The 15198-nt window shown below is 53.1% G+C and carries 16 protein-coding genes and 1 pseudogene; 15 read left to right on the top strand and 2 right to left on the bottom strand.

Annotation, left to right across the window (positions count from 1 at the left end):
- Positions 1-389 precede the first annotated feature (389 nt).
- Both PsWM33_RS28285 and PsWM33_RS28290 read left to right on the top strand, forming a co-directional pair.
- A complete protein-coding gene (locus PsWM33_RS28285) occupies positions 390-770 on the top strand; it encodes a helix-turn-helix domain-containing protein (protein ID WP_063298944.1) in 381 nt (126 codons plus the stop codon).
- Positions 771-795: 25 nt separating this feature from the next.
- A complete protein-coding gene (locus tag PsWM33_RS28290; protein ID WP_342585890.1) occupies positions 796-1335 on the top strand; it encodes an IS630 family transposase in 540 nt (179 codons plus the stop codon).
- Positions 1336-1449: 114 nt separating this feature from the next.
- On the opposite strand, the pseudogene PsWM33_RS01220 reads toward PsWM33_RS28290, so the two are convergent.
- A pseudogene (locus tag PsWM33_RS01220) lies at positions 1450-2097 on the bottom strand (IS6 family transposase).
- Positions 2098-2549: 452 nt separating this feature from the next.
- Here PsWM33_RS01220 and PsWM33_RS01225 point away from each other — a divergent pair.
- The 6 genes from PsWM33_RS01225 (at position 2550) to PsWM33_RS01245 (ending at position 8024) form a co-directional block, all read left to right on the top strand.
- Entirely contained in the window at positions 2550-3113 is a 564-nt protein-coding gene (locus PsWM33_RS01225; protein WP_063296752.1) for a recombinase family protein, read from the top strand.
- A 10-nt stretch (positions 3114-3123) separates the two neighbouring features.
- A complete protein-coding gene (locus PsWM33_RS01230; protein ID WP_082826827.1) occupies positions 3124-4734 on the top strand; it encodes a helix-turn-helix domain-containing protein in 1611 nt (536 codons plus the stop codon).
- A 47-nt stretch (positions 4735-4781) separates the two neighbouring features.
- A complete protein-coding gene (locus PsWM33_RS01235) occupies positions 4782-5738 on the top strand; it encodes an ExeA family protein (RefSeq protein ID WP_193778348.1) in 957 nt (318 codons plus the stop codon).
- On the top strand, positions 5735-6442 hold the full coding sequence (locus PsWM33_RS01240) for a UPF0149 family protein (protein WP_063298947.1): 708 nt from the start codon (positions 5735-5737) through the stop codon (positions 6440-6442). Before PsWM33_RS01235 ends, PsWM33_RS01240 begins: the two co-directional genes overlap by 4 nt.
- A gap of 547 nt (positions 6443-6989) precedes the next feature.
- Complete coding sequence (locus PsWM33_RS27830; RefSeq protein ID WP_153039882.1) at positions 6990-7100, top strand: NmrA family NAD(P)-binding protein; 111 nt, start codon at positions 6990-6992, stop codon at positions 7098-7100.
- A 57-nt stretch (positions 7101-7157) separates the two neighbouring features.
- On the top strand, positions 7158-8024 hold the full coding sequence (locus PsWM33_RS01245; protein ID WP_153039883.1) for an epimerase: 867 nt from the start codon (positions 7158-7160) through the stop codon (positions 8022-8024).
- Positions 8025-8028: 4 nt separating this feature from the next.
- On the opposite strand, the gene PsWM33_RS01250 is transcribed toward PsWM33_RS01245, so the two are convergent.
- Positions 8029-9144 carry an NAD(P)/FAD-dependent oxidoreductase gene (locus tag PsWM33_RS01250; RefSeq protein WP_063298948.1) on the bottom strand — a complete coding sequence of 372 codons (1116 nt, stop codon included), beginning with the start codon at positions 9142-9144 and terminating at the stop codon, positions 8029-8031.
- A 123-nt stretch (positions 9145-9267) separates the two neighbouring features.
- Here PsWM33_RS01250 and PsWM33_RS01255 point away from each other — a divergent pair, with 123 nt between their 5' ends.
- The 7 genes from PsWM33_RS01255 to PsWM33_RS01285 all read left to right on the top strand — a co-directional run bounded on the left by PsWM33_RS01255 (position 9268) and on the right by PsWM33_RS01285 (position 15098).
- Positions 9268-9711: a MarR family winged helix-turn-helix transcriptional regulator gene (locus PsWM33_RS01255; protein ID WP_063287703.1), complete on the top strand. Its 444-nt coding sequence runs from the start codon at positions 9268-9270 to the stop codon at positions 9709-9711.
- A gap of 92 nt (positions 9712-9803) precedes the next feature.
- The gene (locus PsWM33_RS01260; RefSeq protein ID WP_153039884.1) at positions 9804-10193 is read left to right on the top strand and encodes a hypothetical protein; all 390 of its coding nucleotides are present in this window, start codon (positions 9804-9806) and stop codon (positions 10191-10193) included.
- A gap of 396 nt (positions 10194-10589) precedes the next feature.
- The gene (locus PsWM33_RS01265; protein ID WP_082596461.1) at positions 10590-12092 is read left to right on the top strand and encodes an NCS1 family transporter; all 1503 of its coding nucleotides are present in this window, start codon (positions 10590-10592) and stop codon (positions 12090-12092) included.
- 111 nt (positions 12093-12203) lie between these two features.
- Positions 12204-12689 carry a GNAT family N-acetyltransferase gene (locus tag PsWM33_RS01270; RefSeq protein WP_063298949.1) on the top strand — a complete coding sequence of 162 codons (486 nt, stop codon included), beginning with the start codon at positions 12204-12206 and terminating at the stop codon, positions 12687-12689.
- 148 nt (positions 12690-12837) lie between these two features.
- Positions 12838-13353, top strand: coding sequence for a YgjV family protein (locus PsWM33_RS01275; protein ID WP_063298950.1), 516 nt, complete (start codon positions 12838-12840; stop codon positions 13351-13353).
- A 130-nt stretch (positions 13354-13483) separates the two neighbouring features.
- A complete protein-coding gene (locus PsWM33_RS01280) occupies positions 13484-14605 on the top strand; it encodes a type III polyketide synthase (RefSeq protein WP_082826828.1) in 1122 nt (373 codons plus the stop codon).
- On the top strand, positions 14598-15098 hold the full coding sequence (locus tag PsWM33_RS01285; protein WP_063298952.1) for an isoprenylcysteine carboxyl methyltransferase family protein: 501 nt from the start codon (positions 14598-14600) through the stop codon (positions 15096-15098). The genes PsWM33_RS01280 and PsWM33_RS01285 overlap by 8 nt, the downstream gene beginning before the upstream one ends.
- Positions 15099-15198: the final 100 nt, after the last annotated feature.

The raw sequence follows: 15198 nt of genomic DNA on the forward strand, positions 1-15198 counted from the left end.
GCTGAAGGGGAAGGTGTGGCTGAAGGGGAAGGTGTGGCTGTAGGGGAATTTCTTGAAGTAGCTGAAGACGTGGCAGAGGCTGCGGCGCTAGCTGCTCCTTGATTGACTTTGAAATGTAACTTCTCTGAAATCGTCATTTTATGAAGACATCCCTTTTGCCCCTACCGGCTCTAAGCCAGTAGGGGCATTGCTAATTTATTTAGTGTAAGATTTCCGTCCTCACCGACAGTTCAAAAGAACTCACTCTATCCATGTGCGTGTAGTCGACATATTATTATGAGATCGGTTCCGTCGCAAATTTTAGAGCGGGTTGCAGACTATCCGATTCAGGGTTCCCTCGCTGTTTAATCTGTGATTCCTTGTCTGTATTGCAGATTTGGGAGCATGAGATGGGCAGAGTACATCCTATGGCACTTCGTGAACGTGTCGTAGCGTTCGTGGAAGAAGGGCATTCACACCGGGCGGCAGCGGCGCGGTTCAGGGGTTCGGTTAGATTTGTGAATGATCTGGTGATCTTAAAGCGCGAAACGGGCGGTCTGGAGCCCCGTGCGCAGGGCAATGGTGGTGGGCATGACAAGCTTGCCGGTGTTCGGGGCTGGATCGAAGCGCGGATGATCGCAAAACCGGATTTAACCCTGAATGATTTGGTGTCAGAGTTGGCGGAGCAGCACAACATTACGGTTCACCGGGTTTCGGTCTGGCGCGTTCTGCGTAGCTTTGGCCTGACACACAAAAAAAGAACTTCAGGCAGCAGAACAAAAGCGGCCTGAGGTCTGGCAGGCGCGCCATATCTGGATCACACAACGCCAACCTTTCATGCGCAACCTGTTATCACGCATAGGTTTTATCGACGAGACCTCGCTGAAAACCAATATGGCCAAGACCACCGGCTGGTCTGCCAAAGGCACGCGCCTGATCGACCATACGCCCTTTGGCCACTGGAAAACCCAGACATTCATCGCCGCCCTGCGCCATAACCGACTGGATGCTCCCTGGGTCATCGAGGGGGCGATGAACGGGAAGCTGTTCGACCTCTACGTCGAAACCCAGTTGGCACCGACCCTGAAAGGCGGCGACGTGATCATTCTCGACAACCTGTCATCGCACAAAAGCCCAACCGCAGCAGCAGCTATGAAGGCTACCGGTGCCTGGTTTCTGTTCCTTCCGCCCTACAGCCCTGATTTGAACCCCATCGAGATGGCATTTGCGAAACTCAAGGCACTGATCCGCCGAGCCGCTGCGCACATACGACCAGCTGTGGCAGGCGGTTGGTCATGTCTGCGATCTCTTTACAGAAGAGGAATGCTACAACTTCTTCAAAGCGGCAGGATATGAAGCCGATTAAACGCAACATGCTCTAGATGCGGACAGAATCCAGCTATGGTCTGGACGCAGTTATCCTGCGAGCGCCATAAACTGACGAAAGGCTGGAACACTTTCCTGTCCCAGTTATCCTTTTCGGATCATGTGAGCCACCTCAATTCCATCCAATGTCGCCACAGCTGAACGGAAGGCCTTAAAGCCCATCATGGGTTTGGTGATGCGCTTGATAAAGCAGTGATCCTGCTCAACGATATTGTTGAGGTATTTGACTTGAAGAATGTCAATGAAGGAATGCCAGCGGCCCGCCAGGAAGAGGCAACTTTTGATGTTGGCTAACCCGGCTTTGTTTGCTCCGCTTTTATCCATCACCACTTTTTTTGGCAGAATATTGTTGCCGATGGCTTCTTCAAAAAAACGGGTTGCAGCCTCTTCATCTCGGGTCTCAGAGAGCATGAAATTAACGATTTCTCCTTGTTTATCAACGGCTCGATACTGATATTCTCATTTGCCTTTAACCTTGATGTAAGTATCGTCCATCCGCCAGGTGGTGCCAATCTGACGTTTCTGCTTCTTAGCCTTGGCTGCAATGAGAGGCGCGTATTTTTCAACCCAGCGATTGAGCATGGCGTGATCAACCTCAACCCCGCGTTCTTGCATGATCTCCTCAAGGTCACGGTAAGAAACCGAGTAGCGCACGTAAAAGAAAACCGCATATAGGATTGCGTCTTTGGGGTAGTGGCTTCCTTTGAAACTGACCACAACAGCAATCCTCATCGCAGGATTACAGAGCCCTTGTGTTTTAGACAATCAGCCTCACGTTACGCAAGACTGAAAAAGTTTGCGACACAGCCCAACTGCAGTATGACGCATCACGGCGTTGGTGGGAGCAGGAGCCATCCACCCCATCAGTTAAGGATACTCAGCAATAAGCTGACTAAAATCAACCAGTGGCTGAAAACCCGCATTGGCTAGGCGTGCCTAGAATTAAGTTGAGTGTCCGCAAATGGTCACGAGCGTTTTGCTGCACCCGCAAAGACCGATGGCTTCGCGTATGACTGCAATGGGCTCCCGGCTGTCTTTGGACCGTATAGCAAACGGTCGTTTGGCAGATGGTCAGGAAACTCAAAAATCCGCACTGATATTGTTGAATAATATTGTCTGTTTACCCTGTCTGGAAATCACCGTATGCTTTCCGTTACGTGACTTGGGTTTCCGGATGATTTGCTATGCTGGTTGGTTATGCGCGGGTTTCAACAGAAGATCAGAGCCTTGACTTGCAACACGACGCGTTACTGGCGGCAGGCTGCGAGCGCATTTATGACGACAAGATCAGCGGGGCGAAGGCAGAGCGTCCTGGCCTGACCATGGCTTTTGATCAACTCCGGGACGGAGATACGCTGGTCGTCTGGCGATTGGATCGTTTGGGGCGCTCCTTAAAAGATCTGATTGCCCGAGCCGAGGAGCTGAAGGAAAGAGGCGTTGGCCTCAAAAGCCTTCAAGAATCCATCGATACGTCCTCAAGCGGTGGCCAGCTCATATTTCACATGTTCAGTGCTTTGGCTGAGTTTGAACGCAACCTCATCCGTGAACGCACACAGGCGGGTCTCAGCGCAGCCCGCGCTCGGGGCCGTAAAGGCGGGCGTAAGAAGGCGCTCAGTTTTGAGAAAAGAGCGCATGCGGTTGAACTTTACCGTTCACGTCAACATACGGTGCACGAAATCTGCAACCTGATGGAGATCTCCCGCGCGACGCTTTATGCCTATATCGACGAGTTTGCCAATGGCAAATAGAGGCATCCGCATTCCGCCTGAGACGCTGCTATCACTGAGAACAAGATTGAGCGGCCTACCACCGCGCTCAGCAGCACGGCGCGAGGAAATTAACCAGATTGCCGATCTTTTCGGCGTCAGCCCGTCAACAGTCTACCGGGCGCTTAATGCGCTCCATAAACCCAAAGGCATGCGACGCTCTGACCGCGGTAAGCCGCGTAAGGTCCCAGAGCGTAATATGGACCGCTATTGCGAACTCATTGCAGCCTTGAAGATCCGCACCACCAATAAGAAGGGACGGCATCTTTCAACGAACAGAGCGATAGAGCTTCTCGAAGAGCATGGTGTTCATACGCCAGAAGGCCACTTCCAGCCTCAAAAAGGCCTTTTGAAACGCTCCACGGTGAACCGTTGGCTGAATGATTGGGGGCTGGATTATCCCCGCATGACACGTGCAACACCAGCAGTTCGCTTTGAAGCCCGTCATTCCAATATGTGCTGGCAGTTCGATATGAGCCCGTCGGACCTCAAACATATTCGGCAGCCTGCCTGGATTGATCCCAAACGCGGTGCGCCAACGCTGATGCTCTACAGCGTCGTTGCTGACCGCTCCGGCGTTTCCTATCAGGAATACCGCTGTGTTTATGGTGAGGATGCGGAAAGCGCGCTGCGGTTCCTGTTCAACGCCATGGCTCCTAAGGAGGACAATGCGTTTCAGGGCATTCCCGACATGCTGTATCTGGACAATGGACCCGTCGCGAAGAGTCTGGTGTTCCAGTCTGTCATGGAAAAGCTCGGTGTTGCCTGGCAAACGCATATGCCAGCCGGGTCTGATGGCAATCGTGTCACCGCCCGCTCCAAAGGCAAGGTCGAACGCCCTTTCAGAACCGTCAAAGAGGCCCACGAGACGCTTTATCATTTCCATGAGCCGGAAACCGAAGCGGAAGCTAATCTTTGGCTTAAGAATTTCATTGGCAAATATAATGAAAAAAACCACCGGCGTGAACCTCATAGCCGGATGGAAGACTGGGGTACCAACCTGCCGGAAAAGGGCTTGCGCGAGATGTGCTCGTGGGAACGCTTTTGCGCCTTTGCTAGGGAACCGGAACGGCGCAAAGTGGCCGCCGATGCGAGAGTTTCAGTTGGCGGGGCGTATTACGAAGTTGATGGCGAGTTGGCTGGCGAAGAGGTTCTGCTCTGGTGGGGTCTGTTTGACCATGAGCTGTTTGTGGAATGGAATGATAGGCGCTTTGGTCCTTACCGCGCGGAGGGCGGTCCGATCCCGTTACACCGGTATCGTAAACGGAAGACATCTCGCCGCGAAATCCGCGCTCAGACTGTGGCACAGCTTGCCGAGCAGATAAGCCTGCCGCGCTCAGCACTTGCTGGCGGGCCGGAAATAGAAAGAGTTTCTGCTGATATTGTGCCCTTGTCCAAGGTCCGGTTTGCGGACCCTGACCCATGGGGCCAGTTCACCTATGAGAATACACTCAGCGCCCGCCGTGCAATCTCCGACATTCTCGAACGCCCACTAGGGGAGCTACCTGGCGACGACCTGAGCTTTATCTGTGATCTCGTTACCCGGACCCTTAACAAGGCAGAGATTGAAGCAGCGATCAAGGACCGGTTCCGACGCAAGTAATTAAACGACAAGATATAAGGGGGAGGCACATGCTCAGCACACAGGTCATGAATCATTTTCGTATCGAACGATCCTGGAACCAGGCGGGCTATTTTGAGACGGAACGGCAAGTCCAGTTCAGCGACGATGTGATGGCGGCCATTATGGCGGGGCACCTGATTGCCATTTCCGGCCCCGTTGGTACCGGCAAGACGATGATGATCAACCGCCTTCAGGAGCAGATCATCAAATCAAAGAAGATTATTGTCTCCCGCAGCCTGTCCGTCGACAAGCCACGCGTTGTTCTGCCCGCGCTGATCACCGCCCTGTTTCTCGATATCTCTGGCAAGCCGGATCTCAAAGTTCCCAAACAGCCGGAGCAACGCGAACGAATGCTGCAGGAAGCTGTGCGCAAGGCGCGCAAACCGATCGCCATGTTTATTGATGAAGCCCATGACTTGCATGGCCATACGCTCAACGGCTTGAAACGGCTGAAGGAAGTCATCAGTGCTGGTGGGGGAACCCTATCTATCGTTCTTGTCGGCCATCCGCGCCTTCGCAACGACCTTCGACGGGCCACCATGGAAGAAGTCGGGCACCGCACCGTGAAGCTTGAATTCAACAGTATCAGCGATGAATGCCGTGAGTTTCTTACCTGGCTCCTCAGCCAGTGCCTTGCAGAGGGCGTGAAGCCTTCAAAGGTTATCGAGGAGGCTGCTCAGGATTTCTTGGCCGAACGCCTGTCCACCCCTTTGCAGTTTGCCGAACATCTGGACCGGGCATTTACCGATGCCTACCGGATGGGCGCTGAACAGGTCTCCCGTGAGATTGTGGAGGAAACCATTTCTATTGGGTTTGATGATCTGGACGCCAAGCTGGCACGGATCGGGTACGGCCCAAAAGCTCTGGCCGAGATGACAGATAGCCGTGTTCCCGAGATCCGCCGTTTTCTCAAAGGGCAATTGGATGCGGACAGAACCGACGAAATTTCAACAATAATGCGAAGAGCTGGGCTGCCGCTATGACATCGACCGACGAACTGAGGGACTCCGATTTTGAACAGCTGGATAAGTTTCTTGCCAGTGTCAAAGGCGGAGCAATCCCCAACACTGAGGCGCTTGACGGTTTCTTTGCAGCCCTTGCCTGTTGCCCTGATTTTGTCGCGCCCAGTGAGTATATGGACGCGCTGCTCGGCGAAGAAACTGAAGGTGATGATTTTGTTTTCGGAACCGCAGAAGAGATCATCCAAGTCGGGAAACTTGTTGCGCGGCACTTCAATCATGTGAGCGAGCAGCTCTACTCTGAAGTTGGCTATTGTCCTGTACTTCTGGAAGATGAAGAAGGCTTGGTTCAAGCCAATGACTGGGCCAAGGGATTTCTGGTTGGGATCGATCTGCGTCGCTCAATCTGGACAGAGTTATTTGAGGATGAAGAGCATGCTGGCTCAATGGTTCCCATTTGGGCTCTGGCTTACGAGAAAGATCCTGATCCGAAGATGCAGCCATTCAAGGAACCCGTCACACCTGAGCAACGAGATGAGCTGATCATTGCCTCCGCGGCAGGTGTCATGCGTATGTTTCGGTACTTTTCGGCCCAGCAAGATCAATATGTTGAGCCAAGCGGTACCTATGTCCGTCTCGGCCCAAAAGTTGGCCGGAACGACCCATGCCCTTGCGGTTCCGGCAAGAAGTTCAAAAAATGCTGTGCCACAAAGCAAGTGCTTCATTGACCTGTTCGCATTTAATGTGGGTCGGGACTTATGATTGCAGGCTGGTCGCAAATAATCTGGGTTCATTCGCAAATAATGTGGGTTTAACCCCTTAGATAGATGCAGATAATTCGGGCTCAAAACAACGATGATTGCTGGCCGAAGTGATTATGATTGCAGGTCGTGACACCTAGGATCCAAGCGGAAGTCCCATAGAATTTATGGATTGGCGCAGGCGCACTGGCAGCGCGGGTCGCGCAATCCAAGCGTAAATTGCCCATAAGAATGGCCTATAGTTCTTGAAAGTATTTCCGAGCAATGGCTCGAAAGAAGATCCTAAAGGCCGCTAACGCTGGCTCTAAGAAGGATCAGTGCCCTTTTAAGGGCGAAACGCGGAAAGACATGGTTCGCTCCAAACTGTGCTGCGCACCAATTGCTGCAGCTGAGGGCTGGGGGAATAGCAGAGGGAAGCCGCAACGTCAATGTGGCTATCCTCGTCAATCCGAGCACCGTGGCTGGACAACCACATCAGGACGTCTAGGGTACTTTACAAACAAGGGGGACTGTCATGCGGGTTTTGGTTGTTGGAGGCACCGGTTTTCTAGGCGGCGCGATAACGGATGCGCTTGTCAGTGCAGGCCATCAGGTTGCTGTGCTGGTGCGCGGTAGTACCAAATGATCGTTACCAGAGGGCGTTGAAGCAATCACAGCTGATCGGTACGGTGATCTTAGCGTTTTGAAACAACATACGTTTGACTGGGTCTTTGACACCTGCGCCTTCTCACCTGATGCCGTGCGCAGCTTGCTTGGTGCGCTTGGAGGCCAACTGCAGCACTATGTGTTCATCTCCTCAATTTCAGCCTATTGCACATTTGCAAAACCGCACCTGAATGAACAAGACCCTGTGCCCACTGCGACTGAGGATGATCTGGCTATTGCTCAGGGCCTATCACCTGCCGAGCGCAGTTCAGCGGCTTCTTACGGCGCGTCTTATGGTGCCCTCAAACGAGCATGTGAGCTTGCCGCGGAAGATGTTCTTGGCGAGCGAGCAACCTCCTTGCGCGTGGGTCTGCTGGTTGGCGCTGGCGACTATACAGATCGGCTGACCTGGTGGGTCCGCCGCATCGACCAGGCCACACGGCAAGACCCTACGGTCCCAGCTCCGGCTCCGGCTTCAAGACAGGTGCAGATGATTGATGTGCGGGATGTGGCTGACTTCGCGCTGGTCTGTGCGCAGACCAAACGCGGAGGCATCTGGAATGTCACCAGCCCTCCGCTTCAACTCGGTGATCTCCTGCAGGCCATCATATCAGAAGCGAACTCCCCTGCTCGCCTGCATTGGGTGGAGGAAGAGCATATCATTGATGCAGGCATTCAGCCGTGGACCGATCTACCCGTCATGATGCCCTCCCTTCCAGACTACGCGCACTTCATGAACGTGGACACCACCCGTGCAGAGGCAGCCGGTTTAACCTGTCGCCCGCTGAACGAAACGCTTGGCCCGTTGCTGGCGTGGGACCGTACCCGGCGCGATACAGCTCTCAAATGCGGTTTGACAGCTGATCAGGAAGCAGCTCTGCTCAAGCAGCACACCACAAGCTGAGCGTCTACGCCTTGGCAGCAGCACCGAGCGCTTTGCGGTACATGGGCACCAGCATCGTCTTTGCCTTTGCCATGCGTGTGAACCAGCTGGCTTTCACTGTACCAATTGGCGGCACATCAGAAACACCGGTTTGACTGCCAAGGGTGACGACCATCATGTTATCGTTGGTTTTCGGCTTGTAGCTCTTTAGCTTGGCCTGCGGATTCTTCAAAATTTGCAACACGTTATGGGCCACAGTTTTCACATGACCGCGCACATACAGTGCCTTCTTCACTTCATCAATCCCGGCGATGTCGCCAAGCACAAAGACGTTACTCTGGCCCTTCATCTGGAACGTGTCTTCAACCGCAATATAGCCGCGTGTATCAAGCAGATGAGCAAGATCCTGCTGCATGTAATCCGTATTCGGCTTGCCGCCTACACACCAGATGATCAGGTCGTAATCTACGACCTCGCCGCTAGAGAGCTTGGCTTGCCCGGCTTCAGCCTTCAGTGAGCTGGATGGCGCAGGTGAAAGCACGCGTTCGCCTAGCATGAACGTCACACCTCGCTGCTGCAGCACTTTCACGGCATGGTTTGCCGTCTTGCGGGAGGTGCCTTTGAGGACTTCACCGCTGGATTCCACCAAGACAACAGATTTTTGCGGGAACCGCTCGGTAATCTCACCTGCCATCTCAACGCCAACCGGGCCACTGCCAACGAGCAAGATTTTCTGCGCAGACTCAATCGCACTATGGGTCGACTTAAACGCAGCGTGTCGATCCTCTGTAGAACCAGAGATTGGGCGGATCAGTTCTGAGGGAAACCGACTACCTGTTGCCAGAATGGAGATATCAGCCTCCAACGTATGCTCAGCGCCATCAACACCAATGACGTGCCCGACTTCTCCGGTAAACCGCTCCAGCTTGCCGTGAATGAAGTCCACGCCCTTCAAAAACGAATGAAATGGCATAACCGCCTGGTGCACATAGTCTGGCTGCACCGCTACACGGGGCATGGCCATTGGCACCTCAAAATAATCAAGCGAGCTGACGAGCTTCACATTGGCATGCTTTGAAAGCTGGGTTGCAAGGGTCGCTCCGGCGATTCCACCGCCATAAATCACAACTGACTTGGACATGTCTTTACTCCGTTCTGTTGCGTCTTATATACTACAATGATTTAATAGTTCAATATTATAAATATTACTTTTTTAAAGCAAACCTGATATGACGCCACCTGCAGATTTGAGGACGTGAATGAAATGAAAGACTTACCGGCAAGCATGCTTGTGCTCTTCCAGTTTCAGGAAATTTTGGGACGTATCCATAAATCCTACTCGGAATACGCTGATAAGCTCACACCGACAGAGACCAATATGCTGCTGCATCTGGGCGAACCGGTGCGCATGGGCAAACTTGCAGACCTGCTGTTCTGCCTGCCCTCCAACGTGACTGTGCTGGTTGATAAATTTGAGAAACTCGGTTTGCTGCAGCGTCAACGTTCCGCAGAAGACCGTCGCGCAATCGAGGTCGCACTGACGAGCAAAGGCCAGGCGCTCCGCACTCAGACCATCAAACACATTTCAAAGGTCATTGAAGAGCAATCCGGTCTTGAGCAGGAAGATTTTGAGAAGATCTTCGACGTGCTGAAGCAGAAGTCCATGATTGACGGTTCTTGTGGAGCCTGCCCTTCAGCGGAGAGTTAAGGTTTACCCCGCCATCTCGTCCCCTTCACAAAACCATTCTGTCTGCGTCTCCTGAATGCCCAAGGTTGGGCCAATAAGAACAGGAGAACCAAATGAAGCTTTCACGAATGATTCTGAGCGCGTTTCTCGCCTCAACAATGGTAGTTTCTGGCGCGCAAGCGGCGGTCTACATTGGAGACAAACTAGCGACAGCGGAGCAACTGGCTTCTAAATCCTCCGACAGCGATAAAACCACGATCGCAGAAACGCTTTCCAATTCCGTTCAAGAGTCTATCACGAACGGCTACAACTCCATCGGCAACACAGACCTGGAGATCACCAAGGGCTGGCACAAAGGCGGCAACTTGCCATTCGACAGTACGTTTGAGCACGTCACGGTCCAAGTCTACAAAAATAATGAGTATGTCAAAACCTGCCATGCCTACTCTTTTCAAACTAAACTGGATGGTCCGTATCAGGCCAGTTGCGTAAAACCAAAGTAAGTTATCCATCTGACAGCGTGTCTCTATTCCTGCTGAGGTTTAAGGGCACGTCCCACAAGAATTACATCAATCAATACTTTTACCAGTTGATCAAAAAACTTAGTTTTGAAGTTTTATTCGCACCTGATAAATATTTTCACTCTAATACTTTTGCGAAAATCTAGTAAAATTTGCTCTGACCTACTTGCGCAATACATATTTTCAGGTTAGTTAGCCGACTTTAGCAGAACAATCTCATCAGGCTTTATTCAGCCTCGCAGTGCATGTAGTGCAACTACCGGCAAACGGTAATGTTATTTCTACTTCTTGCTGTGAGCGCTGCTTTTGCACGCGCATACTTATGCCCTGCTAAGATTTACTGTCTCAAAAAAGTTAATATACATCAGGATCTAGAACATGGCACAAACCCAAGTTATGGATGAGACTTCACGCGGCCAATCCCGCCTCATGGAGCCAGCCATCCTTCCCGTCTGGCTTAATCAACGTGCCATCTCCAACCGTGGTTACATTGGACTTTGGATCTCGATGGCGGTGATCATCGCAACCTTCCAGCTGGGTGCTGGCGGTGTAGCAGGTCTCCCTCTCCCAATCGTTATTGCAACAATCTTCTTCGCCAACCTGTTGCTTGGCATCGTCATGGCGATGACCGCCGACATCGGCACCGAGCACGGCATTTCCTTTGCAGTTTACCTCCGCGCCCCGTTTGGCACTGTGGGCACGCACATTCCCTCCATCACTCGCGGTGTAGTCGCGGCCATCTGGTTCGGCATTCAAACCTACCTTGGCGCGCTGGCGCTAAACGGCATCTTCTCTTACCTCACCGGGTTCGATAACTGGGTGGTCTGGTACATCGGGTTTGCCGTACTGCAGGTGGCCAACACCGCCATGGGCATTCGCGCTGTTGAGCGTCTTGCGAAAATCGCCGCTCCAGCCATCATGGCAATCTCTGTTTGGATGTACTTCACGCTTGATAACCTTGCCACAGCAAGCGGAAAAGACATCTGGTCCTTTGCTGGCGATGCGGAAATCTCCATCGTTGCCCTCTTCGTTGCCAACATGGCCTTTTGGTCCTCACTGGCGGTGGACATTCCAAACATCACCCGCTTCCTGCATGTGGAAGCTGGCACTAAGAGTTTCTTCAAGCGCAACAAGAACGTGTTTCTGGCGCAGTTCGTCGCCCTGCCAGTAGTACAAAGCTGGATCGCACTGATCGGCGCAGTGTCCTTCATCGCAGCTGGTGACTGGAACCCGATCACCGTTATTCAGGGTCAGGGCACTGGCATCACGCTGGTGGTTCTGCTGGTTATGGTGGTGCTGGCGCAGTGGTCCACCAACACAAGCGCCAACCTCATCCCGGCAGCACTGACCTTTGTGAATGCAGGCGCTCCATGGATCACTTACGCCATGGGTCTGGTTCTCGCGGCCATCGTGGGTACGCTGGCGATGCCTTGGCTGATCCTTGATCACCTCTTCACATACCTTGGCCTTTACGGCGCCATGCTGGCAGCGCTGGGTGGCATCATGATCTGCGATTACTTCGTGATCCGCAAACGCCGCCTCAATGTACCTGAGCTTTATGAGGAAGACGGTCAGTTCAAGTACATTGCAGGCTGCAACCCGGCAGGTCTGATTGCATGGGCTGTGGGCGGTGCGCTGGCGATCTACGTGATCGACCTCTCCTACTTCGTTGGTTTCTTCTCCGCCTTTGCGCTCTACTGGGTGCTGATGAAACTCTGGATCCTGCCGAAGTTCAAGCAGGATGAACTGGTGCATGCAGATGATGAGAAGTATCTGGCAACCAGTGTCAACCGCAACTGGGTGTATCTGGATGGTCAGGGCATGGTGAAAATGGATTGCGCCAGCATTCCGGACCACGCACTTTCTCGCGAAGATCTGTAGACCCTGCTGAAGCTTACAATTGAGAACCCCTTGCACCTGCCCGCGCGAGGGGTTTTCTCTTTTGAGATTACCCGTTAATGTTCAGGGGTCATTTTCAAAAGTGCATGTTTTATGAATACACCCACACAGCTTGCCATACCGTCCGTTTCCCTTCATGAAATCTGTGAGGCCGATGCGCTCGAAGTCCTGGAGTTTGAGAGCAGCAACAGCACTTTCTTTGAAAAGTGGGTACCCGCCCGCGGGCCCGAGCACTTTAAGGAGATATCGCTCCGACAGGTTATCAAAGACCTGATGGCTGATCCTGACAGGTTTTATCTGGTCCGCTCTGGCAATGGCGAGCTGGTGGGCCGCATCAACCTGCGCAAGTTGGACAAAGAGCCTCTGGACACTGTTGAGCTGGGCTACAGAGTTGGCGAAAAGCATCTGGGCAAAGGCTACGCCAAAGCCGCGGTTCTTGCCGTTGTGGAGCAAATGCGGGCTGATGGCGCGATGAAGCATCTGGAGGCCTTTGCAGCAGACAACAACCCTGCCTCTTCCAACGTACTATTGGCCTGTGGCTTCCGCTGGGATAAAACGGCACCAAGACTGTGCAGTTGAACGGCAACCCATTGACATTGCACCGCTTTGCTCTGGCGCTCTGAGATTGGACTTATCCAGCCCGTAGTATCTCTGACCCGCGCAATTACAGACGATCTGAGCGCCAACTACGCCTACACTCCTCTTCCAATAAGAAAGAAAACGGAAGATGGATCCACTCGTCATACAGAGTTTTGGGCTGGCGGCCTATGCCGTCAACATAGTTGGCTTTTCCACCAGACATGATCAACTGTTTCGCAGCCTGCTTTTTGTCAGCTGCTCCCTGTTCTGCATCCATTATGTGCTGATGGGCGCTTATGTTGCAGGCGCAAACCTCGGCATCAATGGTGTTCGATCCTTCGTTTCTCTGCGTTTTAAGGGCTACACATGGTTTGGCATCTTTGCCGTCATCCAAACCATAATGAGTGTGATGGTGTATGAAGGGCTCATCGACCTGTTACCGTGGTCCGCCTCTCTCATGAGCGGTTTTGCGCTGTTTTGCCTGAGTGGAATCCAAATGCGCTTCGCCATGCTCATCTGTGCTCTTACATGGATGGTCAACGCCCTGATCGTTGGCTCCTGGGGCGGATCTCTGAACGATATCACCAACGCCACCCTGCTTGCTTTCACGATTTACCGTATGAAAACCGCAAATGAACGGGAGGCCCAAACCGCTTCCCTCTGACATTCCATAGCACTCAATCTCACCCCACCAAAACAACCCCAAAAAACGCCGGATTTTCAGCGGCTTGGTCAAGGCCTATAAAGTTGATGATGCATTATCTGGCAACAATGAAAGCAGGGTTGGAGAGCCGATGCCCGTTTACCTGACCGGCCTTGCGACAGCGGTGCCGCCCTATGAATTGCCCCAGACGCTGGTGTTGGACTACGCCCGCCGGATCCTCGGGCCAAAGTTCTCACAGTTTGAGCGTATGGCTGGCACCTTCCTGTCTGCTGGCGTGAAGAGCCGTTATTCCTTCGCCCCGTTGGAGTGGTTTTTAGAGCCGCAAGACTGGAAAACCCGAAATGAAACCTATCTGCGCGGTGCAACGGATCTGTTTATTGTTGCCGCCCGCAAAGCGCTGATTAAAGCAGGTCTGCGCGCAGATGAAATCGACTGCGTGGTGACGGTGTCCTCAACCGGCATTGCAACACCAACACTGGAAGCTCAGGCCTGGAAACAGATGGGCTTTCGCACTGACATCCTGCGTGTGCCCGTGTTTGGCCTTGGTTGTGCAGGCGGCGTCTCCGGCCTTTCCATCGCGCAGCAACTGGCGCAGGCAAAACCGGGCAGCAACGTGCTCGTTGTCGCGTTGGAGGGCTGCACGCTTTCTTTCCGCAGTGACCGGCTCACGAAGGCGGATATCATCGCCACGGTTCTGTTTGGCGACGGTGCAGCTGCTGCCTGCCTGTCCACCAGCAAGCCCGAGAGTTCAAAACAGTTGTTTGTACTGGGCACGGGTCATCAGGAGATGTGGCCGGACACACTCAACATTATGGGTTGGAATGTGGAAGAACACGGCCTTGGCGTGGTGTTTGACCGTTCTATTCCCGATTTTGCAACCGAGCATTTCCGTGATGTCACCGAGCGCAGTTTGAATGCACTCACCATGGACATGGATGGTGTTGATCGTTTCGTCTGCCATCCGGGCGGCGCGAAAGTGGTTCAGGCGCTGGAAGGTGCGCTGGATCTGCCTGCCAATACACTGGATGTAGAGCGTGAAATCCTACAGGAATTCGGCAACATGTCCGCTCCAACCGCTTTGTTTGTGCTGGAGCGGGTTCTGGAGCGCTCCCCACAAGGCAACATGGTCCTGTGCGCGCTTGGCCCTGGCTTCACAGCTTCTTTCCAGCCAGTGTCCGTTGTTGCCAATGAGGCAAGTGGGCGCTGGGAGACCACCGGTTTCCAAAGACCAGAGGGGGTGATCAATGCCTGAGGCGTCCCTGCCTGCCGTAATCTTTCTGGCATTCATCGTCATTCAGCGTCTGTCTGAGCTCGTTATTGCCCGCAGCAACACAAGACGCTTGCTGGCTGCTGGAGCCTATGAGGTTGGCGCCTCGCATTATCCACTGATCGTCAGCGTGCATGTGGCGTGGATCATCGCACTCGTTGTGCTGGGCTACGACAAACCAGTCTCCATGCCGTGGTTACTCGTCTTTGTGGTGCTGCAGGTGTTCCGCCTCTGGATATTGCTGAGCATGGGGCGCCGCTGGACCACCCGCATTATTGTGGCCAAAACCCCACTGGTGACGAAGGGACCGTTTGCGTTTGTGCGCCATCCCAACTACTTGCTGGTGGCTCTGGAGATTTTCACCGCCCCTATGGTCCTCGGCCTGTTTCCAATCGCCTTCCTGTTCTCAGGCTTTAACGGCGCTCTTCTTGCCCTGCGAATTCGCGTGGAAGATGAAGCCCTTACGGAATTGCGATAGAAAAGACCTTTGCACAATATGAAGTTATTGGCTTGAACCTGATAGTGGATAGTGATATATCACTGTCAAATTTAAGCTGTGGGCTGCACAACAAGATTGT

This window comes from Pseudovibrio sp. WM33, assembly GCF_001623165.1.
Classification (GTDB): domain Bacteria; phylum Pseudomonadota; class Alphaproteobacteria; order Rhizobiales; family Stappiaceae; genus Pseudovibrio.

Excerpts from the sequence above, each read along its gene's own strand:
- PsWM33_RS28285 (WP_063298944.1), top strand. The coding sequence starts at position 390 with ATGGGCAGAGTACATCCTATGGCACTTCGTGAACGTGTCGTAGCGTTC.
- PsWM33_RS01225 (WP_063296752.1), top strand. The coding sequence starts at position 2,550 with ATGCTGGTTGGTTATGCGCGGGTTTCAACAGAAGATCAGAGCCTTGAC.
- PsWM33_RS01235 (WP_193778348.1), top strand. The coding sequence starts at position 4,782 with ATGAATCATTTTCGTATCGAACGATCCTGGAACCAGGCGGGCTATTTT.
- PsWM33_RS01240 (WP_063298947.1), top strand. The coding sequence starts at position 5,735 with ATGACATCGACCGACGAACTGAGGGACTCCGATTTTGAACAGCTGGAT.
- PsWM33_RS27830 (WP_153039882.1), top strand. The coding sequence starts at position 6,990 with ATGCGGGTTTTGGTTGTTGGAGGCACCGGTTTTCTAGGCGGCGCGATA.
- PsWM33_RS01250 (WP_063298948.1), bottom strand. The coding sequence starts at position 9,144 with ATGTCCAAGTCAGTTGTGATTTATGGCGGTGGAATCGCCGGAGCGACC.
- PsWM33_RS01255 (WP_063287703.1), top strand. The coding sequence starts at position 9,268 with ATGAAAGACTTACCGGCAAGCATGCTTGTGCTCTTCCAGTTTCAGGAA.
- PsWM33_RS01260 (WP_153039884.1), top strand. The coding sequence starts at position 9,804 with ATGAAGCTTTCACGAATGATTCTGAGCGCGTTTCTCGCCTCAACAATG.
- PsWM33_RS01265 (WP_082596461.1), top strand. The coding sequence starts at position 10,590 with ATGGCACAAACCCAAGTTATGGATGAGACTTCACGCGGCCAATCCCGC.
- PsWM33_RS01270 (WP_063298949.1), top strand. The coding sequence starts at position 12,204 with ATGAATACACCCACACAGCTTGCCATACCGTCCGTTTCCCTTCATGAA.
- PsWM33_RS01275 (WP_063298950.1), top strand. The coding sequence starts at position 12,838 with ATGGATCCACTCGTCATACAGAGTTTTGGGCTGGCGGCCTATGCCGTC.
- PsWM33_RS01280 (WP_082826828.1), top strand. The coding sequence starts at position 13,484 with ATGCCCGTTTACCTGACCGGCCTTGCGACAGCGGTGCCGCCCTATGAA.
- PsWM33_RS01285 (WP_063298952.1), top strand. The coding sequence starts at position 14,598 with ATGCCTGAGGCGTCCCTGCCTGCCGTAATCTTTCTGGCATTCATCGTC.